Annotated in this window: 26 protein-coding genes; 4 read left to right on the top strand and 22 right to left on the bottom strand. The window is 71.8% G+C overall.

Features of this window, described 5'->3' with window-relative positions; translation table 11 throughout:
• Positions 1 to 152 precede the first annotated feature (152 nt).
• From ASD18_RS03560 to ASD18_RS03530, 7 genes are all read right to left on the bottom strand, one after another.
• On the bottom strand, positions 153 to 710 hold the full coding sequence (locus ASD18_RS03560; RefSeq protein ID WP_056086735.1) for a GyrI-like domain-containing protein: 558 nt from the start codon (positions 708 to 710) through the stop codon (positions 153 to 155).
• A 33-nt stretch (positions 711 to 743) separates the two neighbouring features.
• Positions 744 to 932 (bottom strand): hypothetical protein, encoded by a 189-nt coding sequence (locus ASD18_RS03555; protein ID WP_056086731.1) that lies wholly within the window; start codon positions 930 to 932, stop codon positions 744 to 746.
• 1 nt (position 933) lies between these two features.
• Positions 934 to 1593: a helix-turn-helix transcriptional regulator gene (locus ASD18_RS03550; protein ID WP_056086729.1), complete on the bottom strand. Its 660-nt coding sequence runs from the start codon at positions 1591 to 1593 to the stop codon at positions 934 to 936.
• 121 nt (positions 1594 to 1714) lie between these two features.
• On the bottom strand, positions 1715 to 1885 hold the full coding sequence (locus tag ASD18_RS03545) for a CsbD family protein (protein ID WP_056086725.1): 171 nt from the start codon (positions 1883 to 1885) through the stop codon (positions 1715 to 1717).
• A gap of 36 nt (positions 1886 to 1921) precedes the next feature.
• The gene (locus ASD18_RS03540) at positions 1922 to 2368 is read right to left on the bottom strand and encodes an SRPBCC domain-containing protein (protein ID WP_056086722.1); all 447 of its coding nucleotides are present in this window, start codon (positions 2366 to 2368) and stop codon (positions 1922 to 1924) included.
• The gene (locus ASD18_RS03535; protein ID WP_200938461.1) at positions 2361 to 2951 is read right to left on the bottom strand and encodes a DinB family protein; all 591 of its coding nucleotides are present in this window, start codon (positions 2949 to 2951) and stop codon (positions 2361 to 2363) included. The genes ASD18_RS03540 and ASD18_RS03535 overlap by 8 nt, the downstream gene beginning before the upstream one ends.
• A gap of 57 nt (positions 2952 to 3008) precedes the next feature.
• Positions 3009 to 3587 (bottom strand): 1-acyl-sn-glycerol-3-phosphate acyltransferase, encoded by a 579-nt coding sequence (locus tag ASD18_RS03530; protein WP_056086715.1) that lies wholly within the window; start codon positions 3585 to 3587, stop codon positions 3009 to 3011.
• A 317-nt stretch (positions 3588 to 3904) separates the two neighbouring features.
• Here ASD18_RS03530 and ASD18_RS03525 point away from each other — a divergent pair, with 317 nt between their 5' ends.
• The gene (locus ASD18_RS03525) at positions 3905 to 7246 is read left to right on the top strand and encodes a discoidin domain-containing protein (protein ID WP_056086711.1); all 3342 of its coding nucleotides are present in this window, start codon (positions 3905 to 3907) and stop codon (positions 7244 to 7246) included.
• A 92-nt stretch (positions 7247 to 7338) separates the two neighbouring features.
• Here ASD18_RS03525 and ASD18_RS03520 read toward each other — a convergent pair whose 3' ends face one another.
• From ASD18_RS03520 to ASD18_RS03505, 4 genes are all read right to left on the bottom strand, one after another.
• The gene (locus ASD18_RS03520) at positions 7339 to 8520 is read right to left on the bottom strand and encodes an NAD(P)/FAD-dependent oxidoreductase (RefSeq protein WP_056086706.1); all 1182 of its coding nucleotides are present in this window, start codon (positions 8518 to 8520) and stop codon (positions 7339 to 7341) included.
• Positions 8517 to 9548 (bottom strand): semialdehyde dehydrogenase, encoded by a 1032-nt coding sequence (locus ASD18_RS03515; RefSeq protein ID WP_056086703.1) that lies wholly within the window; start codon positions 9546 to 9548, stop codon positions 8517 to 8519. Before ASD18_RS03515 ends, ASD18_RS03520 begins: the two co-directional genes overlap by 4 nt.
• 153 nt (positions 9549 to 9701) lie before the next feature.
• The gene (locus tag ASD18_RS03510; RefSeq protein WP_056086700.1) at positions 9702 to 10559 is read right to left on the bottom strand and encodes an NAD(P)-dependent oxidoreductase; all 858 of its coding nucleotides are present in this window, start codon (positions 10557 to 10559) and stop codon (positions 9702 to 9704) included.
• Positions 10560 to 10569: 10 nt separating this feature from the next.
• On the bottom strand, positions 10570 to 11541 hold the full coding sequence (locus ASD18_RS03505) for an aldo/keto reductase (protein ID WP_056091485.1): 972 nt from the start codon (positions 11539 to 11541) through the stop codon (positions 10570 to 10572).
• A gap of 83 nt (positions 11542 to 11624) precedes the next feature.
• Between ASD18_RS03505 and ASD18_RS03500 the strand changes: the two genes are divergently transcribed.
• Positions 11625 to 13190, top strand: a complete 1566-nt coding sequence (locus ASD18_RS03500) for an AbgT family transporter (protein ID WP_056086696.1) — start codon at positions 11625 to 11627, stop codon at positions 13188 to 13190.
• A gap of 67 nt (positions 13191 to 13257) precedes the next feature.
• Here ASD18_RS03500 and ASD18_RS03495 read toward each other — a convergent pair whose 3' ends face one another.
• The 7 genes from ASD18_RS03495 to ASD18_RS03465 form a co-directional block, all read right to left on the bottom strand.
• Complete coding sequence (locus ASD18_RS03495; RefSeq protein WP_056086694.1) at positions 13258 to 14139, bottom strand: cation transporter; 882 nt, start codon at positions 14137 to 14139, stop codon at positions 13258 to 13260.
• Between the two features lie 7 nt (positions 14140 to 14146).
• A complete protein-coding gene (locus tag ASD18_RS03490; protein ID WP_056086693.1) occupies positions 14147 to 15628 on the bottom strand; it encodes a leucyl aminopeptidase in 1482 nt (493 codons plus the stop codon).
• Positions 15629 to 15639: 11 nt separating this feature from the next.
• On the bottom strand, positions 15640 to 17439 hold the full coding sequence (locus tag ASD18_RS03485; RefSeq protein WP_056086689.1) for an SLC13 family permease: 1800 nt from the start codon (positions 17437 to 17439) through the stop codon (positions 15640 to 15642).
• Between the two features lie 9 nt (positions 17440 to 17448).
• A complete protein-coding gene (locus tag ASD18_RS03480; RefSeq protein ID WP_056086686.1) occupies positions 17449 to 18099 on the bottom strand; it encodes a DUF4386 domain-containing protein in 651 nt (216 codons plus the stop codon).
• A 67-nt stretch (positions 18100 to 18166) separates the two neighbouring features.
• Positions 18167 to 18382: a helix-turn-helix transcriptional regulator gene (locus tag ASD18_RS03475; protein ID WP_056086683.1), complete on the bottom strand. Its 216-nt coding sequence runs from the start codon at positions 18380 to 18382 to the stop codon at positions 18167 to 18169.
• Entirely contained in the window at positions 18376 to 18804 is a 429-nt protein-coding gene (locus ASD18_RS03470) for a hypothetical protein (RefSeq protein ID WP_056086680.1), read from the bottom strand. Before ASD18_RS03470 ends, ASD18_RS03475 begins: the two co-directional genes overlap by 7 nt.
• Positions 18804 to 19805 carry an NAD(P)-dependent alcohol dehydrogenase gene (locus tag ASD18_RS03465; RefSeq protein ID WP_200938457.1) on the bottom strand — a complete coding sequence of 334 codons (1002 nt, stop codon included), beginning with the start codon at positions 19803 to 19805 and terminating at the stop codon, positions 18804 to 18806. The genes ASD18_RS03470 and ASD18_RS03465 overlap by 1 nt, the downstream gene beginning before the upstream one ends.
• A 94-nt stretch (positions 19806 to 19899) precedes the next feature.
• Between ASD18_RS03465 and ASD18_RS03460 the strand changes: the two genes are divergently transcribed.
• Positions 19900 to 20409 (top strand): adenylyl-sulfate kinase, encoded by a 510-nt coding sequence (locus ASD18_RS03460; RefSeq protein WP_056086676.1) that lies wholly within the window; start codon positions 19900 to 19902, stop codon positions 20407 to 20409.
• Here ASD18_RS03460 and ASD18_RS03455 read toward each other — a convergent pair.
• Positions 20406 to 21359 carry an alpha/beta fold hydrolase gene (locus ASD18_RS03455; RefSeq protein ID WP_235522245.1) on the bottom strand — a complete coding sequence of 318 codons (954 nt, stop codon included), beginning with the start codon at positions 21357 to 21359 and terminating at the stop codon, positions 20406 to 20408. The two genes, ASD18_RS03460 and ASD18_RS03455, sit on opposite strands and share 4 nt — an antisense overlap.
• Before the next feature lie 112 nt (positions 21360 to 21471).
• Between ASD18_RS03455 and ASD18_RS03450 the strand changes: the two genes are divergently transcribed.
• Positions 21472 to 22434 carry a YafY family protein gene (locus ASD18_RS03450; RefSeq protein ID WP_056086673.1) on the top strand — a complete coding sequence of 321 codons (963 nt, stop codon included), beginning with the start codon at positions 21472 to 21474 and terminating at the stop codon, positions 22432 to 22434.
• 3 nt (positions 22435 to 22437) lie between these two features.
• On the opposite strand, the gene ASD18_RS03445 is transcribed toward ASD18_RS03450, so the two are convergent.
• From ASD18_RS03445 to ASD18_RS03435, 3 genes are all read right to left on the bottom strand, one after another.
• Positions 22438 to 23595, bottom strand: coding sequence for a family 43 glycosylhydrolase (locus ASD18_RS03445; RefSeq protein ID WP_156387871.1), 1158 nt, complete (start codon positions 23593 to 23595; stop codon positions 22438 to 22440).
• Positions 23596 to 23732: 137 nt separating this feature from the next.
• Positions 23733 to 24683: an LLM class flavin-dependent oxidoreductase gene (locus ASD18_RS03440; RefSeq protein WP_056086666.1), complete on the bottom strand. Its 951-nt coding sequence runs from the start codon at positions 24681 to 24683 to the stop codon at positions 23733 to 23735.
• A complete protein-coding gene (locus ASD18_RS03435; protein WP_056086663.1) occupies positions 24683 to 25249 on the bottom strand; it encodes a sugar O-acetyltransferase in 567 nt (188 codons plus the stop codon). The genes ASD18_RS03440 and ASD18_RS03435 overlap by 1 nt, the downstream gene beginning before the upstream one ends.
• Positions 25250 to 25262: the final 13 nt, after the last annotated feature.

Raw genomic sequence — 25262 nt, 5'->3', positions numbered from 1 at the left:
TCGCCGCTCGCCCTTCGGCGGTCGCGCGCCGCACACCGGAGCGCCCGAGGAGGCACGCCGGTGGCGTCGACAGCTGCTGCAGGGACATCGGGTCCGTCGTCCGTCGGGGGATGGGTCAGCAGTGGTTCGACGCCGCCGGCCCCGCGGATGGCTCAGAGCAGCCCGGTGTCCCCCAGGTCCCCGCCGGTGCCGGCGGCCGGCTCGTCGTCGGCGAGCCGGAGCGCGAGCTGTGTCTCCCACCGGGCCATCTCGGGCTCGACCAGCGGATCCGTCAGCTGGAGCTCGAGCCGGCACCCCCACGCCTCGCCCTCGGGGGTGTCCCAGCGGTCGAACCGCAGGCCCTCGGCGGCGGCCCACGCCTGCATCCCCGCGGTCACCTGCACCAGCTCGTCGGGCGGGCCGACGTGGCTGGTCACCGCGTACCGGCCGGCGGGCAGGACGCCGGTGACGACGCCCCCGTCCGTCCAGTGCACCGCCTCGGAGAGCGGCACCCCGGCCTCGACGACCATGCCGCGCTCCGGGTCGACCACGTCGTACCGGAAGAACGGCGGACCGGCCGGGTGCAGGCTGTGCGCGGTCAGCCAGGCGAACAGCTCCGGGAACCCGCCCGCGGCCCGCGCGAACGTGCCGGGCGTGACCGACGCGGTGATGCCCACGTAGGGCACCGCGGGCCGGTCGACGACCACGGGAACCACCGTCGTACGGACCATCGGACCTCCTGGCCCGAGGCTACGACCGTCCCGTCAGCGGCGCAGCGCGACGGCGGCGTCGAGGTGGGACTCGCGGCGCTGCTCGTGCACCAGGCGCTCGGCGTGCTGCCAGGGCTCGGCGGGCACGACCACCCGGCGGGCGAGCCGCGCACGGGACGAACGGAGGACGAGTCGGGGGATCGGGATGCGCACGGTGCGCACGTCGTACGTCAGCGCGACCATGTCACGCCTCCTCGGATGCGTGGGGAGCGAGCGGGTGGGGGGCGTCGGACGCCTCCGGACCAGGTGCAGGGTCGACCGCGAGGTCGGGGTGGCTGGTGGCGAACCACCGCATGAGCAGGGCGCCGGCGGGACGCGACGAGGCGTCCTTCATCCGGGCGACGTACGGCTCGAGGAGGGCGCCGACCGCGTGGAGCAGGGCGTCCGTCTCGTCGGGCGTCGCCCAGAAGGTGTCCTTGGTCATCGACGCGGGGAGCGACCGGCCGGTCAGCTCCGCGGCGCGGTCGGCGCGCTGGTGCAGGAAGCCGATGAACCCCTCGGCCTCCTGGCGGACGGCGACCTCCGCCAGCTCGACGACGGCGCGCACCGACCCGGGGACCGACTCGTCCGGCACGAACTGCTCGCGCCGGGCGCTCGGGCGCCAGGGGCGCTCGCGGCCGCGCTGCTCGGCGGGCTCGATGAACCCGTAGCGAGCCAGCAGGCGCAGGTGGAACGAGCAGTTGGCGACGGACTCGCCGGTGTGCTTGGCGCACTGGGTGGCCGTGGCCTCACCGGTGTCGTCCAGGTACTCGAGCAGCGCGAGCCGCAGGGGGTGCGCCAGCGCGCGGATCCGCTCGGGATCGCTCCGGCTCAGCCGGGTCTCGGTGCTCTGCTCGGTGCTCATGGTGCGACTCTAGAACTCGCAACGATCATTGCGCAAGGGTTATTGCGAAAGAGATGTTGTGAACGACGAAGGCCCCCACCGCCATGGTGGGGGCCTTCGCGTCGTGCCGGGACGGGTCAGATCACTTGAACGCGTCCTTGATGTTCTCGCCAGCCTGCTTCACGTTCGCGCTGGCCTGATCGCCCTTGCCCTCTGCTTCGAGACGCTCGTCGTCAGTCGCCTTGCCGGCCGCTTCCTTGACCTTGCCCTTGGCTTCTTCCGCAGCGTTGCTGATCTTGTCGTCGAGACCCATCAGAATCACTCCTCTCGGGTTGGCAACTCCTCGACGCTACGACGAGCCCGCGCGCTCCGCATCCGCAACGACCGCGTCGCGCAGGGCGCCCAGCACCTGCTCCCAGTTCGCGGTGGAGTGCGCCGCCTCCTCGGCCGACCCGTTGCCGTCCTGCTCCAGCGTGACGGCCGTGGACCCCTCGTCCTCGTCGAACGTGAACGTCAGGTGGTGGTAGTTCTCGGGGACGTCCGGCTGCCCGCTCAGCGGTGAGTAGTGCGTGTAGCGCAGGCGGCGCGGTCGGTCGACCTCGAGGATCTCGCCGTGGTCCTGGAACGGCCTGCCGTCCCACTCGCCGTCGAAGGTGATGGGCACGCCGACCACGTAGGCGCTGGTCACGCGGGCTCCCATCATCCAGGTGGCCTCGGGATCGACCAGGGTGTCCCAGACGTTCTCGGCCGGCGCCGGGATGTCGACGGACGCTCGGGCGACGTGGTTCTCAGACATGTGAGCCTCCCCGCACGCGGTACAGGTCGGTGAGCGTGAAGATCTCCGACCCGTGGTGGATGATCTCGCGGTTGATGTGCGCCACCAGGTGCGCGAACGGTGACTGCGCATCGATCTCGGTGGCCTGGCTGAGGCCGACCGTGAAGATGTCATCGTCGGACATCCCGGCGATCCCCGCGCGCCAGGCGTCGGCCATCCGCGTGAGCTCCGCGACGGCCGGTCCGACCTCGCCCGAGTAGGTCAGCGTCGGCCGCTTGGCCTCGTGGGCGCCGAACGTCCAGTCGTACCGCTCGGTGAGCACCTCGGTCAGGTGCGCGACGAGCCACGCGACGGTCCGCGGGCCGGGGTGGTCGGGCCCCTCGGGCCACTCGACGACCCACTCGCCGACGCCGAACGTGCGCGGAGCGGTGGTCTCGGTGCGCCGACGGACGCTCAGCGCGCCGGGTGCCGGCTCCCACTGGAACTCGTCCTGCGTGACGGTCTCCAGGCGCCGACCGAGCTCCCACCAGGAGAACTCCAGCTGCCCGCGGACCACCGCGCGCGGCGTCGGCACGCTCAGGATCGACCAGTCGAACTCGTCCACGATGGGCTCCTCACGTGGGGACGGGTGCGCCCCGACCGTAGCGAAGCCCTCGGACAGTCACTCGGGAGCGGCTTCCTCCCGGAGGCGCGGCTCGGTCCGGCGGGACGGCGCGAACCCGGACTTGTCGGCGTAGAACGCGCGCACCTCGTCCATGTCCGCGGCGACGTCCCCGGTCAGGTGGAGCGTCGGTCCCAGGCCGGCCGTCATGGTGGTGCGGTCGACGTAGCCGAGGGTGACCGGCAGGTCCGTGGCGCGGGCGATCCGGTAGAACCCCGACTTCCAGCCGGAGCCGCTGCGCGACCCCTCGGGCGTGACGACGAGGTAGAAGCGGTCGCCGCCCTGGATCCGCGCCACCAGCTCGTCGACCAGCCCGGCGGGGTCGCGGCGGTCCACGGGGATGCCCCCGAGCGCCCGCATCACCGGTCCTGCCGGTCCGCGGAACAGCTGCTGCTTGCCGAGCCACTTGACCGTCAGGTCCGCCTCGCCGCTGATCGCCAGCATGAGGATGAAGTCCCAGTTGGACGTGTGCGGTGCGCCGATCAGCAGCCCGGCGCCGTCCACGGGCACACGCTCGGTCTGCAGGGTCCAGCGGCTCAGCCGCCAGTAGGCGCGGGCCAGGGTCCGTCGGAGCGTCACGCGTGGACGGTACCTGAGCCTCGAGCCCTTCCCGGACGACGCCGGAGTCACACCCTCGTGTGTCGCACTTCGGACCGCCCTTGACTGCATGGGCGGCGGTTCGTAGTGTCTGCTCACGACGCCGCAAGAACTCGACAGACCACACGCACAAAGTCGTGCAGAGGGTCGCAACGACGGAACGGGCGTCGCCGTACCACTCGGCCCTGAGGCACCGACGCCCCATCGCCGGTCCGGCCCCTGCGTCCGCGTCGGGCGCTCGAGACACGGGCAGCGCACTCGGCATCGACCCCGCCCCGGCGGGAGAACGAGGACGACCCATGAGAAGGAACGTCAGGCTCGCCGTCGTGGCCACCGCCGCGGCGGCGCTCGTCGCCCCGCTCGGCCTCGCGGTCTTCGCGCAGGGCGCGGCCGCGGCCGGCCCGAACCTCGCCGCGGGCAAGCCCGCCACCGCCAGCAGCACCGTGGACGTCTACGGCGCGGGCAACGTCACGGACGGCAACCAGGCCACGTACTGGGAGTCCACCAACAACCAGTTCCCGCAGTGGGTCCAGGTGGACCTCGGCAGCGCCGCCACGGTCACAGACCTGACCCTCAAGCTGCCGACCGGTGCCTGGGGTGCGCGGACGCAGACGATCACGGTGCAGGGCTCCACCAACGGCTCGACGTTCAGCACGCTCAAGGCGCAGGCCGGGTACGCGTTCGACCCCGCTCAGGCCAACACCGTGACCGTCGACGTGACCGACACGTCCGTCCGGTACGTGCGGCTGAGCATCACCGGCAACACCGGCTGGCCCGCGGGGCAGCTCTCGGAGCTCGAGGTCCACGGGACCACCACGCCGGACCCGACGCCGACGCCGACAACACCGCCGACGGGCCAGAACCTCGCGCTCAGCAGGCCGATCGTCGCGTCCTCCACCGAGTGGGCCTATGTGGCCGCGAACGCGGTCGACGGGAACCTCGGCACCTACTGGGAGGGCGCCGGCGGCCAGTACCCGGGGAACCTCACCGTCACGCTCGCGTCAGCCAGCCAGCTGTCCGCGGTCACCGTCAGGCTCAACCCGGACGGCGCCTGGGGCAACCGCACGCAGACGTTCTCCGTGGAGGGCCGCACCGGTACGGGGGCGTTCACCACGCTCGCGCCGTCGGCCGCCCGCGCGTTCAGCCCATCCACCGGCAACACGGTCACCGTGCCCGTGAGCGGCACCGCCACCGACGTCCGCCTCGTGTTCACCGGCAACACCGGTGCCGGCAACGGCCAGGTGGCCGAGCTGCAGGTGCTCGGCGCCGCAGCCCCGAACCCGGACCTCACGGTCACCGGCGTCACCGGCCCGGCGAACGCGACCGAGTCCACCCCCGTCACGCTCACCGCGACGGTGAAGAACGTCGGCACCGCCGCCTCCGCCGCCACGACGCTCGCGTTCCAGGTGGACGGCCAGGACGCCGTCAACGCGAACGTCGGGGCCCTGAACGCCGGTGCCACCGCCACGGTGACGGGAAGCATCGGCGCCCGCGGCGCCGGCTCGTACACGATCGGCGCCACCGCCGACCCGGCCAACACCGTGGTCGAGCAGAACGAGTCCAACAACGGCTACAGCAACCCGACGAAGCTCGTCGTGTCCCCCGTGCCCAGCTCCGACCTGGTCCCCGTGGTCAGCTGGAGCCCGAGCAACCCGGCCGCGGGAGCGGTCGTCACGTTCACCGGGGCGGTCGCCAACAACGGCACCATCGCCACGTCGACCGCCGCGCACGGACTGACGGTCACCATCAAGGACTCGACGACCGGCACCGTGGTGCGGACGCTCACCGGCTCGGTCAGCGGTGCCATCGCTGCCGGGGCGACGAGCGGGACCGTGACCCTCGGCACCTGGACAGCGGGCAACGGCACGTACGACGTGTCCAGCGCGGTCGCCGCCGACTCCACGGAGGTACCGGGCAAGCAGGCGAACAACGTGGTCTCCGCCGGGATCTTCGTCGGCCGCGGCGCCCGCCTGCCGTTCGACATGTACGAGTCCGAGGACGGCCGCACCGGCGGCGGCGCGGTGCTCGTCGGCCCCAACCGCACGGTCGGCGACCTCGCCGGAGAGGCCTCCGGGCGCCGCGCCGCCACCCTGTCCGCCACGGGCGCGTACGTCGAGTGGACGACGAAGAACCCGACGAACACGCTGGTCACGCGGTTCTCGATCCCGGACAACGCGGCCGGCACGGGCCAGTCCGGCAGCATCGACGTCTTCGTCAACGGCACCTACCTCAAGCGCCTCGACCTGACCTCCCGGTTCGCGTGGCTGTACGGGGACGAGAAGGGACCGAACAACACCCCCGGCTCCGGCGGACCGCGGCACATCTACGACGAGGCCAGCACCCTGCTGGGCACCACCGTCCCGGCCGGCGCCACCCTCCGCCTGCAGCGCACGGCCAGCAACCCGCAGCCGGTGACGATCGACTTCATCAACACGGAGCTGGCCACGGCCGACCCGAACCCGAACCCGGCGCAGTACGTGCAGCCCACCGGGTTCACGCACCAGGACGTCCAGAACGCGCTGGACCGGGCGCGCATGGACACCACCGGCGCGATCAAGGGCGTCTACCTGCCCGCCGGCGACTACAGCACGTCGAGCAAGTTCCAGGTCTACGGCAAGGCGGTCGACATCGTCGGGGCCGGTCCGTGGTTCACACGGTTCTTCGCGCCCACCGGGCAGGAGAACACCGACGTCGGCTTCCGCGCGGAGGCGTCGTCCAACGGGTCGAAGTTCCGCGGGTTCGCCTACTTCGGCAACTACACCAGCCGCATCGACGGCCCCGGCAAGGTGCTGGACTTCACCAACGTGGCGAACATGACGGTGGACGACCTCTGGGTCGAGCACATGATCTGCATGTTCTGGGCGTCCAACATGGACAACAGCACGATCACCGACTCGCGCATCCGGAACACGTTCGCCGACGGCATCAACATGACCAACGGCAGCGCCAACAACCGGGTGGCCAACATCGAGGCGCGCGGCACGGGTGACGACTCGTTCGCCCTGTTCGCGGCCACCGACGCGGGCGGCACGGGCCAGACCGGCAACGTCTACGAGAACCTCACCTCGCTGGTCACGTGGCGTGCGGCGGGTCTCGCGGTCTACGGCGGGTACGGGAACACGTTCCGGAACATCTACATCGCGGACACGCTCGTGTACTCCGGCATCACGATCAGCTCGCTCGACTTCGGGTACCCGATGGACGAGTTCGGCTCCGCGGCGCCGACGAGCTTCCAGAACATCTCGATCGTGCGGGCGGGCGGCCACTTCTGGGGCAACCAGACGTTCCCCGCCATCTGGGTGTTCTCCGCGTCGAAGAAGTTCCAGGGCATCCGGGTCAGCGACGTGGACATCGTCGACCCGACCTACTCCGGGATCATGTTCCAGACCAACTACACCGGACCGAGCTCACCGCAGAACCCGATCACCGACACCACGTTCACCAACGTGTCGATCACGGGGGCGCGCAAGAGCGGGGACGCCTGGGACGCCAAGTCCGGGTTCGGCATCTGGGTCAACGAGATGCCCGAGCAGGGTCAGGGTCCGGCGGTGGGCTCGGTGACGTTCACCAACCTGCGCCTGAGCAACAACGCGCAGGACATCAAGAACACGACGTCCACGTTCACCATCAACCGCAACTAGCTCCACCCCTGGTTCGCCCGGGCCTCCCGAGGGGCCCGGGCGGGCGACGGCGGACGGTCGGTGTGCGGTCCCGACCGTCCGTCGTCGTACGTTCATCGGGGGGCGACGACCCGGGGCCGGACCGGTGCGGCCTGTCGCGCTCGCCGGACCAGCTCCCCCGGCACCTGCACCGCGCGGGAGCGTGTGGGCATGAACCGCACGAAGAACCCGACCCGCATCACCCACGCCACCCACCCGGTGAGCGGGAACCCGTAGAGGTCGGCGACCCCGCGGCCGACGCCGAACGACGCCGCCTGCCCGAGCCCGAGGTAGCGGAACCGCCGGCCCGGGCGGCCCGCCAGCGCGCGGGCGACGTTCCGACCCACCTGGTCACCCGCCTTGATCGCCCACAGCGCGTTCGAGGTCACCGGGACACCGCTGCGCGGGTGCGCGACCGAGGCCGCGTCGCCCGCGGACCAGACGTCGGGTGCCACCAGCAGCTCGCGCGTGGTGACCAGGCGACCGCGGTCGTCCCGCGGGAGCCGGTCCAGGCCCGGGAGCACGACGGCGCGCTGCCCCGTGGTCGCCAGGACGGTGTGCGTCCGCACGACCGACCCGTCGGACAAGGTCACCGAGCCGTCGTCGGCGGCCACCACCCGTACGCCGGTGCGGACGTCCACGCCGAGCCGCGCCAGCTCCGCCGTGCAGCGGGCGGCGAGCCGGGGCTGCTCGTCGTGCAGCGCGGGCACCACCCGATCCCCCGACTGCACCAGGACCACGTCCGGCACCCGTGCGGCGAGCGCGGCGGCGAGCTCCACCCCCGCGAGCCCGCCGCCGACGACCACCACGGGTCCGTCCACCACCCGCACGCGCTGGAGCAGCTCGGCCAGGTCGCCGGGTCCCCGCAGGGTCAGCCCTCGACCGGCGAGCCCGTCGACCGCGTCCAGCGGCTCACGCCCGCCGGTCCCGACGACGAGCGCGTCGTAGGCCAGGTCGTCGTCCCCGTCGACGCCGGAGAAGTGCACCCGCCGCGCGACGAGGTCCACCTTGGTGACCCGGGCGTGCAGCACCCGGGCGTGCGGCATCGCCTCGGTCAGCGGCGTCTGCGTCAGCGCGATCGGCAGCAGGCCGGCGACCACCTCCCCGGTGAACCCGTGGAAGTTGTGCACGGTGTCCGCGCTGAGCACCACGATCTCGACCTCGCCGCGACGCAGGGCTCCGCGCAGCCGTCGCACGAGCGCGCCGTACGCGTGCAGGGTGACGTAGCCGCCGCCGAGCAGGACGACGCGCCTCATCGGGCACCGACGAGCGGGCGTCCGAAGCTCGCGGGCGCCGCGGCAGCGAAACCGTGCGCGGCGAACCGCCGGGCCAGCCCCCGGACGTGAGCCACGTGGTCGAGCGTCGGCACGCCCGTCGAGAAGTGCCCCACGTGCCCGGCGAGCCCGAGCAGGAACGTCTCCGCGAAGCACGCGTACGCCTGACCGCGCGGCAGCCCGATGTCCCCGCCGCGCAGGTGCATCCCGGGGATCTCGACGACCCCGCCGTCGACCAGCGTCACGTCGGGCCGGGCCTCCGCGAGGTCGGGAGAGGTGTTGCGGGGCTGCGTCGCGTCCAGCACGCGGGCGCCCGGCGCCAGGTGCTCGGCGCCGAGCAGGGCGTCGGCCGACGCCGTCAGGAGCACCACGGCGTCGCAGTCGCGCACGTCGTGCAGGTCTGTCGAGGTCGTCGTCGGCACCCGACCTCCGACCTCCGCGGCCAGCGCCCCGAGCTTCGCGGTCCCGCGGGCCACCAGCAGGAGGGAGTCGACCGAGCCGCCCGCGGCGAGCAGGCGGACCAGCGTGGTGCCCACCGACCCGGTGGCGCCGACGACGGCCACGCGGCGGTCCGACAGGTCCGCCACCAGGTCCAGGAGCTGGTCCTCCACGATCGCCGCGGTGTACGCGTTGCCGTTGGTGACGCCGACGTCGGTGCGGCCGCGCAGGGTGGCGCCGCCGGCGGTGACGGTCGCCGTGAGCGCCCCGAGGCCGACGACGCCCGCACCGAGCCGCGCGGCGTGGTCGATCGCCCGGCCGACGCGCGCACGGCCCTCGTGCGGCTCGGACAGCAGGTGCCGCGCCCCGAACGGGACGAGCACCACGTGGCCGACGGGCTGGTCGTCGAGGTGGACCCGGGACATCGCGTAGGGCGGGAGCGGGAGGCGACGGACCGCGGTGTCGATGAGCCGCTCCGGCACCCGGCCGAGCGGGCGCCAGATGCGGGCGAGGTCCTCGGCGACGCGAGCTCGCGGGTGGACCAGGAAAGCGAACGGTGCAGCGGTGCTCATCGGTGGCTCCCCTGTGGCCGCGCGGCATGTCGGCCGCGTCGTCGAGGTGGGTCTGTGCCCCGAAGGGGCGCGAACGCACCCCGGAGATACAGAGGGGAGCCAAGCAAGCGGATGTGTCCGTGAGATGACCTGCGGGTGGGTTCACCCGCAGGTTCACACTTCCGTGGTCCAGGTGTGCTGCGGGTCGTAGCCCAGCAGGCGTCGCGCCTTGTCGATCGACAGCAGCGTCTCGCGGCCCTCGATCGGTCGGTGCACGGGCACGTCGGGGAAGTACTGCGCCACGAGGTCGGCCGACGGCGTATGCAGCACGGTGTCGGGGGAGGCGATGATGAACGCCTCGAACCCGGTGAGGTCGCTCTCGAGCGCGAGCCGGACCGCCAGGGCTCCGTCGCGGGCGTCGATGTAGCCCCAGAGGTTCCAGATCCGGCTGCGGGGGTCGTCCGCGAAGCCCGGGAACGCGGCGTAGTCGGCGACGTCCATGACGTTGGAGAACCGCAGCCCGATGAGCTTGAGCTCGGGGTCCCAGCGCGTGAAGTGCCGGGCCATCTCCTCCTCGACGGCCTTGCCGAGCGAGTAGGTGCTCTCCGGGCGGACGGCGTACTCCTCGTCGACCGGGACGTACGGCGGGGGCGTCTCGAAGGGAAGGCCGAGGACGGTCTCGCTGGACGCCCACACGACGTTCTTGATGCCCGCCCGGCGCGCGGCGCTGAAGACGTGGTGCGTGGCGACGACGTTGTTGGCGAACGTGGCACCGCTCGGACGCAGGCCGGGCGCGGGGATCGCGGCCAGGTGCACGACTGCGTCGACGCCGTCGTACCGGTCGTCGATGCCGGTCAGCGCCTCGGTCACCTGCCCGAGATCGGTGAGGTCGACGCGCGTGAACACCGCCCTCTGGCCCTCGGGCGGCAGGACCGTGTCGACGTTCACCACGTCGTACCCGTGCTCCGCCAGGTGCGCCACGACCGCACGACCGAGCTTCCCGCTCCCACCAGTGACCACGACGCGACTCATGGTCCCGACGCTATCCCGCGTCGAGCCACACGTGCGGCGGCGGGACCAGGGCCTCCAGCGCCGGCCACAGTGCATCCGGCAGCGGCTCGGAGGCCAGGTCGAGCGTGCGACCGACACGGCCCGGGCGGCTCATGCCGACGACGGTCGAGGCGATCCGGGGGTCCCGCAGCGAGAACTGCAGCGCCGCCGTGCCCAGGTCCGCGTGGAAGTCGGCGCAGACCTCGCGCATGGCCTTGATCGCCGCGAGGGTCTCGGGCGGTGCCGGGCGGTAGCCGTAGCTCGTCGGCCCGCCGGACTGGAACGCGAGGATCCCGCCGCCGTAGACCGCCGCGTTGAGGATCCCCATCTCCTGCCGGGTGGCCTCCTCGAGCAGCGGACCGGCGCTGCGGTCCACGAGCGTCCAGCGGTTGTGCACGAGCAGGACGTCGAACACCCCGAGGTCCAGGTACTTGGCGATCTCCTGCACCCGGCCGCCCGCCAGGCCGATCGCGCCGACCTGCCCCTCCTCCTTGAGGCGCACGAGGGCCTCGACCGGCCCGCCCGGCGCCGACATCTCCGCGAAGTCGAACGACTCCGGGTCGTGCAGGTGGACCAGGGGCAGGTGGTCGAGGCCGAGGCGCTCGCGGCTCTCCGCGACGGACGCGCGCACCCGGTCGGCGGAGTAGTCGCGGGCGGCCGGGTCCACCTTGGTGGCGATGACAACGCCCTCGGGGACGCCACCGGCCTCCTTCAGCGCAGCACCGATCCGGCGCTCGCTCTCCCCGTCCGAGTAGCCGTTGGACGTGTCGATGAACCGGATCGGGCTGTCGAGCGCGGCCAGCACGGTGGCGACGCCCTCGTCGGAGGAGACGTCACGGCCGAACAGCGCCGGCATGCTGCCGAGCGGACCGCCGCCCAGACAGACCGCGGAGACGCGCAGGCCGGTGCGGCCGAGATCGCGGATCCATGCGGACTGACCAGGGGCGTAGACGGGCTGCTTCATCACGCCATCCCATCACGGGGGGTCAGAAATGTCCGGTCGTTCGCTAGCGTCGGGCACACAGCGGTTCGAGCAGGGGAGCGCACATGAGCCAGGCCGAGGTCGGCGCCAAGCCGTCGCCCCTGCAAGGGGTGCTCGACTGGATCGAGCGGGTGGGCAACAAGGTCCCTCATCCGGTGATCATCTTCCTCATCCTGATCGCGTTCATCATGGTGCTCTCGGCGGCGTTCCAGGCAGCCGGGAGCACCGTCACGTTCGAGCAGGCGCAGATCGGCGCCGAGGAGCCCGTCACCGTCACGGTGGCCGCGCAGAGCCTTCTCGACGCCGACGGGCTGCGGTTCGTGTTCACGTCGCCGGTGGCCAACTTCAACAACTTCGGCGTGGTCGGCGTCATCGTCGTCGCCATGATCGGCGTGGGCATGGCCGAGGAGGTCGGCCTGATCGCCTCGTTCATCAAGCGCCTGGTCAAGGTCACCCCGCCGCGCGCGATCACGTTCATCATCGTGCTGCTGGGCGTCCTGTCCTCCATCGCCACCGACGCCGGCTACCTGGTGCTCATCCCGCTGGCCGCCGCCGTGTTCCTGTCCCTGGGCCGGCACCCGCTGGCCGGCCTGGCGGCCGCGTTCGCCGGAGTGGGCGGCGGCTTCGCGGTGAACGTGCTGATCACGCCCGTCGACGGGATGCTGGCGGAGATCACCAACGAGGCGATCGCCGACCCCGCCAACCACGTGGCGATCACCGGCAACCTGTTCTTCGGGATCGTCTCGACCCTGCTGGTCACCGTGGTGGTCACGCTGCTCACGGAGAAGTTCGTGGAGCCACGTCTCGGCGCCTACCACCCGTCGGAGGGCCCTGAGACTGCCGACGAGCCACCGTCGGGCGAGCTCAGCGCCGAGGAGAAGAACGGTCTGCGCTGGGCGTTCTGGGCCTTCCTCGGCACCACGGCGGTCGTGCTGGCGCTCTCGCTCCCGCCGAACGCCCTGCTGCGCAACCCCGAGACCGGCAGCCTGATCGAGGACTCCCCGCTGCTGAACTCGATCATCTTCCTGATCCTCGTGTACTTCTTCGTGATGGGGCTGGCCTACGGCAAGGGCGCGGGCACCATCCACGGCTCGATGGACGTCATCAACCCGATGACCAAGACCATCGCCGGCCTGTCCGGCCTGATCTTCCTGCTGCTCGTGATCAGCCAGTTCATCGCGTACTTCAACTACTCGAACCTGGGCACCATCGCCGCGGTGAACATGGCCGACACCCTCGAGGCCGCCAACCTGAGCACCGTCTGGCTGATCCTCGGGCTCATCGCGATGACCGCGATCATCGACATCTTCATCGGCGGCGTCGTGCCCAAGTGGGCCATCTTCGCGCCCGTGTTCGTGCCGCTGTTCATCCAGCTGGGCATCTCCCCGGACCTGGCCATGGCCGCCTACCGCGTGGGCGACTCACCCGTGAACGTGGCCACGCCGCTGATGCCGTACTTCGCGCTGATCGTGATCTTCGCCGAGCGGTACCGCCGCAAGGTCGGCGTCGGATCCGTGATCTCGCTGATGCTCCCGTACACCGTGGTGCTGCTGATCACCTGGTCCGCGCTGCTGGTGGTCTGGTACCTGCTGGGCATCCCGCTGGGACCCGGGGCGTCGATCTACCTCTAGCCGTCGTCATCCCGACCTCGCGTGAAGACCTTGTCGCGCTCAGAGCAACAGAGTCTTCACGCGAGAGTCACCGGGCCAGCTCCGGGTCGGTCGTCAGCTCGACGTTGGCCCACAGCTCGTACCCGAGCGGTTCCAGGTGGCCGATGAGCGCGCGGCGGACGCGGTCCTCGCCGCCGACGTCCCACACGCCCTCCGGCACCACGAAGTCGACCTCCAGGTACAGCCGGCTGCCCAGCTTGGTGGAGCGGACGAACGGCTCGTCGAGCCCGAACTCGGTCCGCACGGCGGTCACGGCCTCGGCCAGAGCTCGTCGGATGTCGGCCGGCGGCTCCGCCTCCAGCAGCTCGAGCCCGGCGGCCCGCAGGAGCCGCAACGGGATGGGCGCCAGCACCAGGCACGCCACGAGGACGAGGACCGGGTCGACGTACCGGACGAGGTCGCCGACGGAGGACAGGGCGAGCGCGAGCCCCGCACCGACGGCGAACACCAGGCTCAGCAGCGCGCCGGCCCGCCACTGGGCCACCTCGGCCGCCACCAGCTCCGAGGTGGGCGCGCGGTGGGTCAGCCAGCGGCTCAGCGCGTACGAGCACACCATCGTGATCAGCCCGTACGCGACGACGGTGCCGGCAGCGACGTCGGAGCCGCCGGCCGTGATGATCGCGACGGCGTCCACCGCGGCGTACAGGAGGGTGCCCAGCAGCGCCACGCCCTGGACCGCGATGGCCAGCGGGGTGACCGCCGCCTTGCCGAACGGGAACCGCGTGGTCGGACTCTCCGCGGCGGCGCGCGAGGCCATGAGCGACAGCGCCGAGAGCACGATGCCGAGCAGGATGAACGCGCCGTCGAACAGCAGCACGCGCGACTGGGCGGCAATGCCCCAGACGACCGCGAGGGTGCCGAGGACGGCCGCCCCCGCGATCGACCCCTGGATCGCGCGGCGCTCGATCACAGCGACGTCACCGAGCCGGGCCGGCGAACGTCGACGCGATCTCGACCAGCAGCCGCGCGCCGAACCCGGTCGCGCCCTTGGTCCGCCACGCGTCGTCGGCGTCGGACCGCATGGTCCCCGCGATGTCGAGGTGCGCCCACGGGGTGTCCCCCACCCACTCGGCCAGGAACAGCGCCGCGGTGATGGCCCCCGCGAACTCGCCGCCGAGGTTCTTGATGTCCGCGACCTCGGAGTCCAGCTGCTTGCGGTACCGGCGGTCCAGCGGCAGCCGCCAGACCTGCTCGTCGGTCGTCTCGGCGGCGGCCTCGACCAGGTCGAGCATCCCGTCGTCGTTGCCGATGACGGCCGCGGTGAGCATGCCGAGCGCGGCCAGGGCGGCCCCGGTGAGCGTGGCGATGTCCACGATGGCGTCGACGCCGTCCTCCAGCGCGAGCGCGATGGCGTCGACCATGACCAGGCGGCCCTCGGCGTCGGTGTTCACCACCTCGATCGTGCGGCCGGCCCGGCTGGTCAGGACGTCCCCGAGCTTGGTGGCCGAGCCCGACGGCATGTTGTCCGTGCACGCCAGGTACGCGCTGACCGCCACGGGGACCTCGAGGTCTGCGAGCGCGGTCATCGCCGCGAGCACCGCGCCGGCCCCGCTCATGTCCATCTTCATCGCCGCGTGCATCGCGTTCGAGGGCTTGAGGCTGATGCCGCCGGAGTCGTAGGTGATCCCCTTGCCGACGAAGCCGAGGTGACCAGTCGGTTCGGTCGCGGGCACGTAGCGGATCACGATCATGCGCGGCTCGACCACCGACCCCGCGTTGACGCCGAGCAGTCCGCCGCAGCCCATCTCGACCAGCGCCTCCTGGTCGAACACCTCGATGTCCAGCCCGTGCTCGCCGGCCAGCCAGACGGCGACGTCGGCCAGGTCGGGGGCGGTGAGGTGCCCGGCGGGGGTGCTGGCCAGGTCGCGCGACAGGGAGGCCGCGCGGGCGAGGACGACGCCGCGGTCGGCTCCGCGGCGGGCGTCGTCGGCGGACTCGTCGGACACCAGGAGCACGATCTCCCGGACCGGCACGGTCGACGGGTCGGTCTTCAGGGCGTCGTACCGGTAGCGGCCGAGCAGGATCCCCTCGACGACCGCCTGGGCCGCGCTCTCCACCGACGCCCCCGCACCGACCAGGTCCGTGGTCAGGACGTCGTCGCGACCCGCGGCCCGGGCGAACGCCGCCGCCGCGTCGCGCAACGAGGCGTCGGACGGGTCGTCGCCGACTCCCGTCGCCACCACCGCGCCGCCCTCGCGCGGCAGGATCAGGATCTCGCCGACCGAGCCGCGGAACCCCCACTCGGTGAGCGCGGCACGGTCCAGCGGGACCCCCGACGGCACCTCACCGGTGACGGTCACGGCCAGCCCGAGCGCGCGACCGGCTCCCGCACCGGGTGGCGCCACCCGGACCGAGACGTCCTCGAACAGCGCGCGCGAGGGGATCGGGTCGAAGGTCATCGTCGTGCTCCTTACGTGGGCCAGATGACGGGGATGAGCAGGATGGCGACGACGAACCACGCCAGCGTGGTCGCGAGGCCGAGCTTCCAGTAGTCGCTGAACGTGTAGCCGCCCGGCCCCATGACCATCATGTTGGCCGGGGTGGCGATCGGCGTGAGGAACGACGCGGCGCCGGCCACCGCGACGAGCATGAGGACCGGCGCGAGCGCCACCCCGGAGGCGTCGGCCATGGCGACCGCGATGGGCGCGACGATCAGGACCGTGGCCGTGTTGCTGACCACCTGGCCGAGCACGAGCGTGAGGGCGAACAGGGTGGCCAGCACGACGCGCGGACCCCCGTCGCCGACGATGCCCACGAGCCACCCGGCCACCAGGTCGGCGGCGCCGGACGAGGCGATCGCGACGGACAACGGGATCAGCCCGCCGACCAGCACGACGACCTGCCACGACACTGCCCGGTAGGCCTGCGGGACGCCGACGACGCCGGTCATCACCATGAGCGTCGCCCCGATCAGCCCGGCGATCGCGGGCGGGACGACCCCGGTGGCCAGGAGCGCGACCGTGACGACGAGCACCGCGACCGCCCGCCACGCCTTCGGCCCGAGCGCCACGGTCTGCCGCCGGACCAGCTCGGGGCTGTCGACGATGAGCACGTCGTCCCCAGCGGCGAACGCCTCGACAGCCGGCCACGGACCGTGCACGAGCAGCGAGTCGCCCTCGGCCAGCACCAGGTGGTCGGCGCCCCGGTCCTTGCCCAGCCGGCGCACGCCCAGCACCGTGACCCCCGAGCGGACCAGCCCCGCGAACACGACCTGGCCGATCACCCGCGAGCGCGGCCGGACCACCAGCTCGGCGACACCGACCTCGCGGCCGAGCAGCGCCTCCCGCGTGCCCCGGGACAGCGGCGTCGTCGCGACCGCGAGCGCGTGCCGCTCGACCAGTGACGCGATGCCCGCGTTGTCGCCCGTCACGACGACGACGTCGCCGACGCTCAGCGTCTCGTCCTCGGCGGCGGGCTCACCGGTGGCCCGCTGCACCCCGATGAGCACGACGCCGTCGGGCACCTCGACCTGCTCGCGCCGGCTGCCGATCACGTCCGACCCCGGGTCGACCACGAGCCGGAAGAAGCCCACGTCCAGGCTGTAGTGCTCGACCAGGGTGTCGACGTGCCGGGAGTAGTCGGCGGGCAGGGCGGTGGGCGAGCGGTCCGGCAGCAGGCGCCGGCCGACGAGCACCGAGACCGCGATCGTCGCGAGCACCAGCGGCAGCCCGATCAGGCCGAACTCGAAGAACCCGAACTGCTCGCCGGTGGCAGTGACCAGCGCATCGGACACGATGACGTTCACGGTGCTGCCGCTGAGCACCAGGAGCGCCCCGGCGCTGGCCGCGAACGCGAGCGGCATGAGCATCTGCGACGTCGACTGCTTCGAGCGCCGCGACGCCAGCACCACCACGGGGAGCAGCGCCGCGGCCGCGCCGTTCGGGGTGACCAGTGCGGCCATCAGCGCCGACAGGAACATCAGGGCGATCAGCAGCCGGTTCCGGGCCGTCCCCGCGCGGGCGATCAGCTGCTGACCGGCCCAGGCGGTGACGCCCGACGACTCCAGACCCTCACTGAGCACGAACAGGGACGCGATGAACACGACGACCGGGTCACCGAACCCCGCGACGGCCTCGTTCGCGGTGATCAGGCCGGTGGCGTAGAGGGTCAGCGCCGTGAGGATCGCGACGACGCCGACCGAGAGCCGGTTCCAGACGAAGAGCCCGACGCACCCGGCCAGCACCAGCAGGCTGAGGGTGGCGTCGGACATATCGCCAAACTAGGGCACGAGCACCCGCTCGCGAACGGGTGCGGACACACCCTTCACCAGCAGCCAGAGCAGGAACGTGATCTCGGACAGCCCGCCGAGCAGGCCCAGCGCGAGCGCGAGGCCGTCCGCACCGGGCGCGACCAGCTCGACGACGAGCCCGAGCAGGTACCCGACGCCACCGACCATGAGGGCGTAGCCGAGCACGCGCGGCATCATGCCCGACCGGACCACCAGGTAGCCGAGCGGGATGAGCCACCCGCCGAAGAAGACCTGCGCGATCAGGTAACCGACCCCGTGCAGGTCGAGGAACAGCACGGCGAGCTCGTCGGCACCCCGCTGCGCCGCGAGCACGGCACCCGCGTGGTTGACCAGGTCGAGGCTCTGGATGGCCACACTGACCGCGTTCATGGTGAGCATCGCGACGGCCGCGACGCGGTGCACGTCCTTGAACATCGAGTAGAGGGCGAGGCCCACGAGCAGGAAGGAGGTGTAGGCGACGACGTCGGCAGCGAACGCGATCTTCATGAGGTCCGCGCTGTCGCGGAGGGCTTGGGCGACGTCGTCGGACGCCTTGATGGTCGATCGTGCTCCCAGCTCCGCGAAACCACCGCAGACGGCGACGACGAGGTAGAGCAGACCGGCAAGTCGAGCAGTGCGCATGGCAGTGCCTCTCTGTGGGCAGGACGGATCGCGAGACCGCGTGGCCTCGTGCAGGTGGAGCGAGGGGTCAGCCCGGGTACTGGAAGACGTCGTCGAGCGGGACGTCGAACGCGCGAGCGATCTGGAAGGCCATCTCGAGCGATGGGGAGTAGCGGCCCTGCTCGATCGCGATGACGGTCTGGCGGGTGACGCCGATGCGCTCGGCCAGCTCGGCCTGCGTCATCTCGCCGTGCGTGAACCGGAGGGTGCGGATGGCGTTGGTGACCTGCGTGGGCTTCACCACGTGGAGAAGTCCCGTCGGTAGGCGGCGAGCTTGGTGACGCCGCCGAGGATCGCGGACAGGACGAAGCAGAGGTAGACGGCGTTGGCGATCCAGAACCAGTCGACCTCGAGCAGCGCCAGGACCATCGCGGCGAGCGCACCGATCACGACGAACGACTGGCCCGTGCGATCGCCGAGCCGGCTGATCTCCTTGTCACGCTGGTCCGTCAGGTGCCCGTCGCGGCGGTTGGCCAGCGCGACCCCGATGGAGCCGATGATGGCCAGCACGATCGCGCCGCCGATCGACCACAGCAACGGACCGGCGTAGGCGACCTCGGTCAGCGGCGTGTCCCGCGCCCGGGCCAGCACCACCACGACGTAGACCCCGTACGCGAGCACGGAGACGACGAGGGAGACCCAGACGTTCCGCTCTTCGTAGGACATCAACTCTCCTGGGCGACGGTGAGGACGGTCTTGCCACGGGCGTGCTCGGCGATCAGCCGGCGCACGGCCTCCGGGGCGTCGCTCAGAGGGTAGGTCCGCTCGATGGCGGGGGTGAGCAACCCTGCCTCGGCGAGCTCGCGGAGGCGGTCGAGCTTGGCGCGGCTCGGCGTCGCGAAGACGGGCCGCAGGCGCTGGGAGACGAACGGGTTCACGACGAGCGCCTGCGCGAGCCGGGCCATCGGCCCGATCACCCGGCCCCCGCCGCCACCGGACAGGTGGAGCGTGCCCCGCGGGGCCAGCGCCCGCCGGTACGCCCCGAGGCTCCGGTTTCCGACGAGGTCGATGATCAGGTCGTACCGGGTGCCGCTGCTGGTGAAGTCGGAGCGCTCGTAGTCGACGACGTGGTCGGCACCGAGGTTCGCGACGAGCTCCACGTTCCGGCCGCTGCACACCCCCGTGACCTCCGCGCCGAGCGCCTTGACCAGCTGCACAGCGAACGAGCCGACCCCGCCCGACGCGCCGTTGACCAGCACCTTCTGGCCAGGCTGGACGCCGGCGACGCAGTCGAGGGCGGTACCGGCGGCGAGCGGCAGCGTGGCGGCCTGCTCGAAGCTCAGGGTGACGGGCTTGCGACCGACGAGCTTCGCCGGCACGGCCACGAGCGGCGCCCAGGCGCCCGCGGTCGCCTCGGCGTAGACCTCGTCGCCGGCCCGGAAGTCGGTCACGTCCGCGCCGACCGCCTCGACGACCCCCGCGACGTCCCGCCCGGGAACCGTGTGGCGGGGTCGCCGCAACCCCATGACGGCCCGGATCAGCGACGGCCGGCCGGTGACCATCGCGACGTCGGCGAAGTTCAGCGACGACGCGTGGACCTTGATGAGGACCTCGTCGGCCTTCGGCACCGGCCGCGCGACCGTCTGGTGGGTGAGGACGGTCTCCGGCGCTCCGTACGCGCTCTGGACGATCGCCTGCATGGTGCGGGTCTCGGTCTCGACGCCCATCGGAGCCTCCGGTGTAAAGAATTGTTGACACCGCGAAGGTATGGCGAACCAGACACGGTGTCAAGAGTTCTTAACATGGTGAAGGATGGCGGTCATGGACGTCGTGGTGATCTCCGGGACCGTCGGGGCGGGCAAGACCACCGTCGCGGCCGCACTGCGCAACGAGCTCCTGGCGCGCGGCCGGGCGGCGGGCGAGCTCGACGTCGACGCCATCGCCAACGAGACACCCGCGCCGCCCGACGACCCCTTCAACGAGCGCGTGGTCGTCGACCACCTCCGGGCGATGCGCCCGCACTGGCGCGACGCCGGGCTCGAGGTGCTGATCCTTCCCCGGGTCGTCGAGACCGTGGCGCAGCGCGACGCCTACGCGGACGCCCTGGGCGAGACCGTGCGGGTGGTGCGCCTCGACGCACCCGCGGATGCCCGGCACGCCCGCCTGGTCGCCCGCCACGACCCCGGCCCGGAACGCGACTGGCACCTGGCCCGCACCGACGTCCTCGCCGTCCTGCTGGTCACGGCCGGCGTGGAGGACGCCGTCGTCAGCAACGTCGGCCGGGCGCCCTCCACGGTGGCGTCGGAGATCGCTGACCTCCTCGGCCTCTAGCCGACCGGGCTGGCACCCTGCCGTTCCAGCCAGCTCAGGATCGCGTGGTTGGTCTCCTCCGGCTTCTCCTCCTGGATCCAGTGACCGCACTCCAGGCTGACCACGTCCACGTGGGGCACGAACTCGGCAAGGTTCTCGGACCTCGCGACCTGATCCCGGTCGCCGTAGATCATGAGGGTCGGCTGGCGGATGATCGGGTCCGCGTCTGCCAGCAGGTGCCAGTTGCGGTCGAGGTTCCGGTACCAGTTGAGGCCGCCCGTGAACCCCGATGACTCGAAGGCGGAGACAAGGGCGGCCAGCTCGTCGTCGCTCAGGACGGCCTCACCCCTGGGCGTCTCCGCCAGGGCGAGGTTGATCATCGCCATACCCGGCGCCGGCTCCGCGGGCGGCTCGTTCTTCCGGTACAGGTTGCGCAGGAACTGGGAGGTGTTCGCCTCGAGCACCGCGTCTGCGACACCGGGCTGTCGGTTGAAGTGGACGAGGTAGAGGTCGCCGCCGAACACCGCCTCCAGGAACTCGATCGGGGGCACCGGGCCGCGCTCCATGTACGGCAGGCTCAGGTTGATCACCTTGTTCACGCGGTGCGGGTGCAGCTGGGCCAGCCCCCAGACGACGTTGGCCCCCCAGTCGTGCCCGACGAACGTGGCGTCGTCGTACCCGTAGTGGTCGAGCAGTGCCACGAGGTCGCCCGTCAGGTGCTCGATGTCGTAGTCCGTCACCTCGGTCGGACGGGACGAGCCCCCGTAGCCCCGCTGGTTGGGGACGATGACGTGGTAGCCGGCATCGACGAGGGCGGGCACCTGGTGGCGCCAGGAGAACGCGTGCTCCGGCCAGCCGTGACAGAGCACGACGGGTCGTCCGGCGTGCTGTCCGCCTGCTTCGAAGACTTCGAGCTTCACGCCGTTGACGGAGATCATGGTCGGCTCGGGAAATGCGGTGGGACCGGACACGGCGACGTTCCTCTCGGTGGATGACCGATCGGCGGTGCCGCCTGATCGGTTGCGGCCACCGTAGGGAGCATTGCGGACAGGATCGGTCCTCGTTGGAGGGCAGACTGAGAGGATGCGGAAGGATCCCACCGGTCGTGCGCTGCAGCTGCTCTCGCTCCTGCAGACCCATCGGTTCTGGCGTGGAGCCGAGCTCGCCGAACGCCTCGAGATCACCGAGCGATCGGTGCGCCGTGACGTGGACCGGTTGCGCGACCTCGGCTATCCGGTCGATGCGACGTCGGGACGGTACGGGGGCTACCGACTTGCCACGGGGGCGCACGTACCGCCCCTGGTCCTCGACGACGAGGAGGCCGTCGCGGTAGCCGTCGGACTGCGCTACGCCGCGGAGGCCGCCATCAGCGGCATGGAGGAGACGTCGCTGCGCGCCCTGACGAAGATCGAACAGCTCCTGCCCGACCGGCTACGCCGACGGGTGTCGGCGCTGCACTCGAGCGTCACGTCGATGCGGTTCCCAGCCGACGGCGACGTCGTCGACCCCGAAGCGCTCAGTGTGCTCGCAGCGGCGTGCCGGGACCGCGAGGGCGTGCGTTTCGACTACCGACGACGCGATGGCACGGACAGCCGACGGCTCGTCGAGCCGCACCAGCTCGTCACCGCCGGCCGTCGCTGGTATCTCGTGGCATGGGACCACGGTCGCAGCGACTGGCGCACGTTCCGGCTGGACCGGCTCCGGGACCCCCGGCTGGCGGGCAGTCACTTCGCGCTCCGGCAGATCCCCGGTGGCGATGCGGCGAGCTTCGTCGCAGGCTCGATCGGCTCGATACCCCGTGAGCACGAGGCGACGATCGCCGTCGACGCCCCGTTCGCCGAGCTCGAGGGTGTGCTCCGCTGGGTGGACCACACCCTCGTCGAGACGCACGCGGGCTCGTGTCTCGTCCGGATCCGCAGCGAGGATCTCGGCCGGCTCGCCATGACGGTGGCCCGCCTCGCGCTCACCGCCCCGGTGGTCGTCATCGAACCGGCGGAGCTCGCCGACACCGTCGAGAGGCTCGCCGCTCACCTCACTGCACGCTAGCTCTCACGGGAGCACCCACGACGGTTGGCAGACGTAGCCGTCGATGGCAGTCCCCCCGTTCGCGCGGAACGTGAGCGCACCGAAGTACGAGTTGGCCCGGGTCTGGTTCGGGTTCCCGTTCTCCCACCGGTCCGTCCCGTAGACGAACGTCGTCGCGCCCGTCGCGCCCGTCACGGGCCACACCCCCGTGGGCTGTCCGGAGCACGACGTCGGGTTGAGGGTGCGCGGCGCGGACCACGCCCCCGACAACGGGTCGTTCGTGTTCCGCGGTCCGTTCACGACCCCCGTCCCCGTCACCATGTACGGGCGCGCCGGGTCCGAGTACGTCAGGTACCACGCGCTGTTCGGCCCGTAGAAGAGACCGGGCGACTCCACGAGGTCGGTGCCCGAGTAGATGTCGAGCACCTGGTGGCGCGCAGTCCCGACCGTCAGCGTCGGATCGAGCTCCTCGATCACGAGCGCGTGCGCGTTCGTCGCCGGGTCGATGACGGTGTAGGTCAGATACCCCCGACCGTCCGGCGCGATCGTCACGTCGTGGTCGCCCCATCGCAACCCCGAGCCCGGGTCGACGGCGAGCGTCGGCGTGATCCCGGTCGGGACGAACGGCCCCGCAGGCGAGTCCGCGACCATCGTCACGTAGCCGGGTCGCGAGTGGACGTTGAGCCACATCACGAAGCGGCCGTCCGCCGGCCTGCGCACCACGTGCGGCCGGAAGCACCCGAACGCGGGCGGCGCACACAGCGTCTGCCAGTCCGCGGACAGGTGGTCGAACGCGTACATCCCGCCGACGGCGCCCGCGGGCGTGAACGTTCGCAGGTCCCGCGTCGAGTAGATCCGGACGCCGCAGTAGGCGGAGCCGACGGCACCGAGCCGGAACCCGCACCCGTACGAGGTCCCGTAGAGGTACAGCGTCCCGTCCGGGCCCTGGAGTAGATCACCGTCGTGCGCATCGAGCCGTTGTCCGTAGACGTCATAGACGACGGTCGTGTTGTCGACGAAGGCGCCCGCCGCAGCGCTCGTGAGCCCGCCGAGCGTGATCGCGGCCAGCGTGAGGGCGACGGCCGTCCGCGTGAGCCTCGAGCCTCGAGCGGGACGGACGCGTCTCGGACGCCGCGGGGCCAGATGCCTGGCCCTCCCCTCGTGTTCCGCCTGATCAGCCACGGCCCAGTCTCCGATCACGCACGAACTCACGATGGGAGGCCGAGTCTCCCGCATCGCGGCGGTCGTTCGCGGCGGTTTGAGGCGGGATCCACCTGATCGCGGACGCGGTTGCTCCGGGACGCGGCCCGCCGGGGCGGCTAGAGCACCCTGGCCAGGTCCTCCAGCGCGGCCAGCGGGTCCGCTCCGACGGGCATGAGGACGGTCGTGGTGACGCCCGCGTCGTGCAGCTGCGCGATGCGGCGGCGTGTGTCGTCGACGGTGCCGACGACGGCGAGCTGGTCGACCCACGCGTCGGGCATCCTCGCGACGAACTCCGCACGGGTGCTCGACGCGGCCCGCAGCGCGCGGAACTCGTCGGCGAACGGCAGCGGAGCGATGTGCACGTCCCAGTCGGGCTCGCCGATCCACTCCAGCGCGGGCCGGGCGGCGTCGCGGGCCACGGTCGCGGAGTCGTCGACCACCGCGACGCAGTACGCCACGATCCGGTGCTCCCGCGTGGGCGCGATGTGCCGGAGCGCCTCGGCCACGTACTCGGGCGTGACCGGCTCCGCGAGGATCGTGCCGTCGGCGGACCGGCCCGCGAGTGCGAGCGACTTCGGCCCGCGCACCCCGGCCAGCACGCGAGGCACGCTGCTCGGCGGGGTGTTCAGGTCGATCCCGTCGAGGTTCACATAACGACCCTCGGCGTCCACGGACCCGCCGCGGAGCACCGCCCGCACCGCGTCCAGGTGCTCACCCAGCATCGTCAGCGGGCTCGCCGGCCACGCGCCGACCTGCGTCATCCAGCCGCGCATCCCGTGCCCGATGCCGACATCGATCCGCCCCGGGAACAGCTCCGCCAGCGTCGCGGCCTCCATCGCGGTGAACGCCGCGTTCCGCACCGCCGCCGGGAGGATGCCGATGCCGACCCGGATGCGCTCCGTCATCGCGAGCGCCGCGGCGGCCTGCGCGACGCCGCCGCGGAAGAAGCAGTCCTCCACCACCCAGAGCTCGTCGAACCCCAACGCCTCGGCCCGCTGCGCGTAGGCGCGGAACCGGTCGGCGGGCAGGTCCCGCGGGAGCATGACGCCGACGGCACGCTCGGTCATCAGATCTCCTTGATCACGCGCGCGGGGTTGCCTACCGCGACGACGTTGGCGGGCAGGTCCTTGGTGACGACCGCTCCCGCGCCGACCACCGTGTTGTCACCGATGGTCACGCCCGGGCACACGATGGCGCCGCCGCCGAGCCACACGTTGTTGCCGATGGTGATCGGCTTGGCGGCCTCGAGCTTGTTCCGTCGCGGCTCCGGGTCCACCGGATGGATCGGGGTGAGCAGCTGGACGTTCGGGCCGATCTGCACGTCGTCGCCGATGTGGATGGGCGCCACGTCGAGCGCGACCAGGCCGAAGTTGGCGAACGTCCGCGCGCCCACGTGCAGGTGCACGCCGTAGTCGACGTACAGCGGCGGGCGGATCCAGGTGTCGTCCCCGAGCGACCCGAGCAGCTCGCGCAGCCGGTCGACGGCGTCGTCGGCACCGTCCTTCACGGCCTGCGCGAACCGCTCGGCACGGGCCTGCGCAGCGCTGGTCAGCTCGTGGATCTGGGCGTCGGCCTCGTACCAGTCGCCGGCGACCATGCGCTCGTACTGGGTGCGGGTGTCCTCGGTGCTCATGGCTCCGACGCTC

The organism is Cellulomonas sp. Root137, from assembly GCF_001426725.1.
GTDB lineage: Bacteria > Actinomycetota > Actinomycetes > Actinomycetales > Cellulomonadaceae > Cellulomonas.
Note: the sequence above shows the minus strand (reverse complement) of the source record. Positions and strands in the feature narration are given on the sequence as shown.

Coding starts and splice junctions, on each gene's coding strand:
- ASD18_RS03560 (WP_056086735.1), bottom strand. CDS start 710: ATGGTCCGTACGACGGTGGTTCCCGTGGTCGTCGACCGGCCCGCGGTG.
- ASD18_RS03555 (WP_056086731.1), bottom strand. CDS start 932: ATGGTCGCGCTGACGTACGACGTGCGCACCGTGCGCATCCCGATCCCC.
- ASD18_RS03550 (WP_056086729.1), bottom strand. CDS start 1,593: ATGAGCACCGAGCAGAGCACCGAGACCCGGCTGAGCCGGAGCGATCCC.
- ASD18_RS03545 (WP_056086725.1), bottom strand. CDS start 1,885: ATGGGTCTCGACGACAAGATCAGCAACGCTGCGGAAGAAGCCAAGGGC.
- ASD18_RS03540 (WP_056086722.1), bottom strand. CDS start 2,368: ATGTCTGAGAACCACGTCGCCCGAGCGTCCGTCGACATCCCGGCGCCG.
- ASD18_RS03525 (WP_056086711.1), top strand. CDS start 3,905: ATGAGAAGGAACGTCAGGCTCGCCGTCGTGGCCACCGCCGCGGCGGCG.
- ASD18_RS03520 (WP_056086706.1), bottom strand. CDS start 8,520: ATGAGGCGCGTCGTCCTGCTCGGCGGCGGCTACGTCACCCTGCACGCG.
- ASD18_RS03515 (WP_056086703.1), bottom strand. CDS start 9,548: ATGAGCACCGCTGCACCGTTCGCTTTCCTGGTCCACCCGCGAGCTCGC.
- ASD18_RS03510 (WP_056086700.1), bottom strand. CDS start 10,559: ATGAGTCGCGTCGTGGTCACTGGTGGGAGCGGGAAGCTCGGTCGTGCG.
- ASD18_RS03505 (WP_056091485.1), bottom strand. CDS start 11,541: ATGAAGCAGCCCGTCTACGCCCCTGGTCAGTCCGCATGGATCCGCGAT.
- ASD18_RS03500 (WP_056086696.1), top strand. CDS start 11,625: ATGAGCCAGGCCGAGGTCGGCGCCAAGCCGTCGCCCCTGCAAGGGGTG.
- ASD18_RS03490 (WP_056086693.1), bottom strand. CDS start 15,628: ATGACCTTCGACCCGATCCCCTCGCGCGCGCTGTTCGAGGACGTCTCG.
- ASD18_RS03485 (WP_056086689.1), bottom strand. CDS start 17,439: ATGTCCGACGCCACCCTCAGCCTGCTGGTGCTGGCCGGGTGCGTCGGG.
- ASD18_RS03480 (WP_056086686.1), bottom strand. CDS start 18,099: ATGCGCACTGCTCGACTTGCCGGTCTGCTCTACCTCGTCGTCGCCGTC.
- ASD18_RS03470 (WP_056086680.1), bottom strand. CDS start 18,804: ATGTCCTACGAAGAGCGGAACGTCTGGGTCTCCCTCGTCGTCTCCGTG.
- ASD18_RS03465 (WP_200938457.1), bottom strand. CDS start 19,805: ATGGGCGTCGAGACCGAGACCCGCACCATGCAGGCGATCGTCCAGAGC.
- ASD18_RS03460 (WP_056086676.1), top strand. CDS start 19,900: ATGGACGTCGTGGTGATCTCCGGGACCGTCGGGGCGGGCAAGACCACC.
- ASD18_RS03450 (WP_056086673.1), top strand. CDS start 21,472: ATGCGGAAGGATCCCACCGGTCGTGCGCTGCAGCTGCTCTCGCTCCTG.
- ASD18_RS03440 (WP_056086666.1), bottom strand. CDS start 24,683: ATGACCGAGCGTGCCGTCGGCGTCATGCTCCCGCGGGACCTGCCCGCC.
- ASD18_RS03435 (WP_056086663.1), bottom strand. CDS start 25,249: ATGAGCACCGAGGACACCCGCACCCAGTACGAGCGCATGGTCGCCGGC.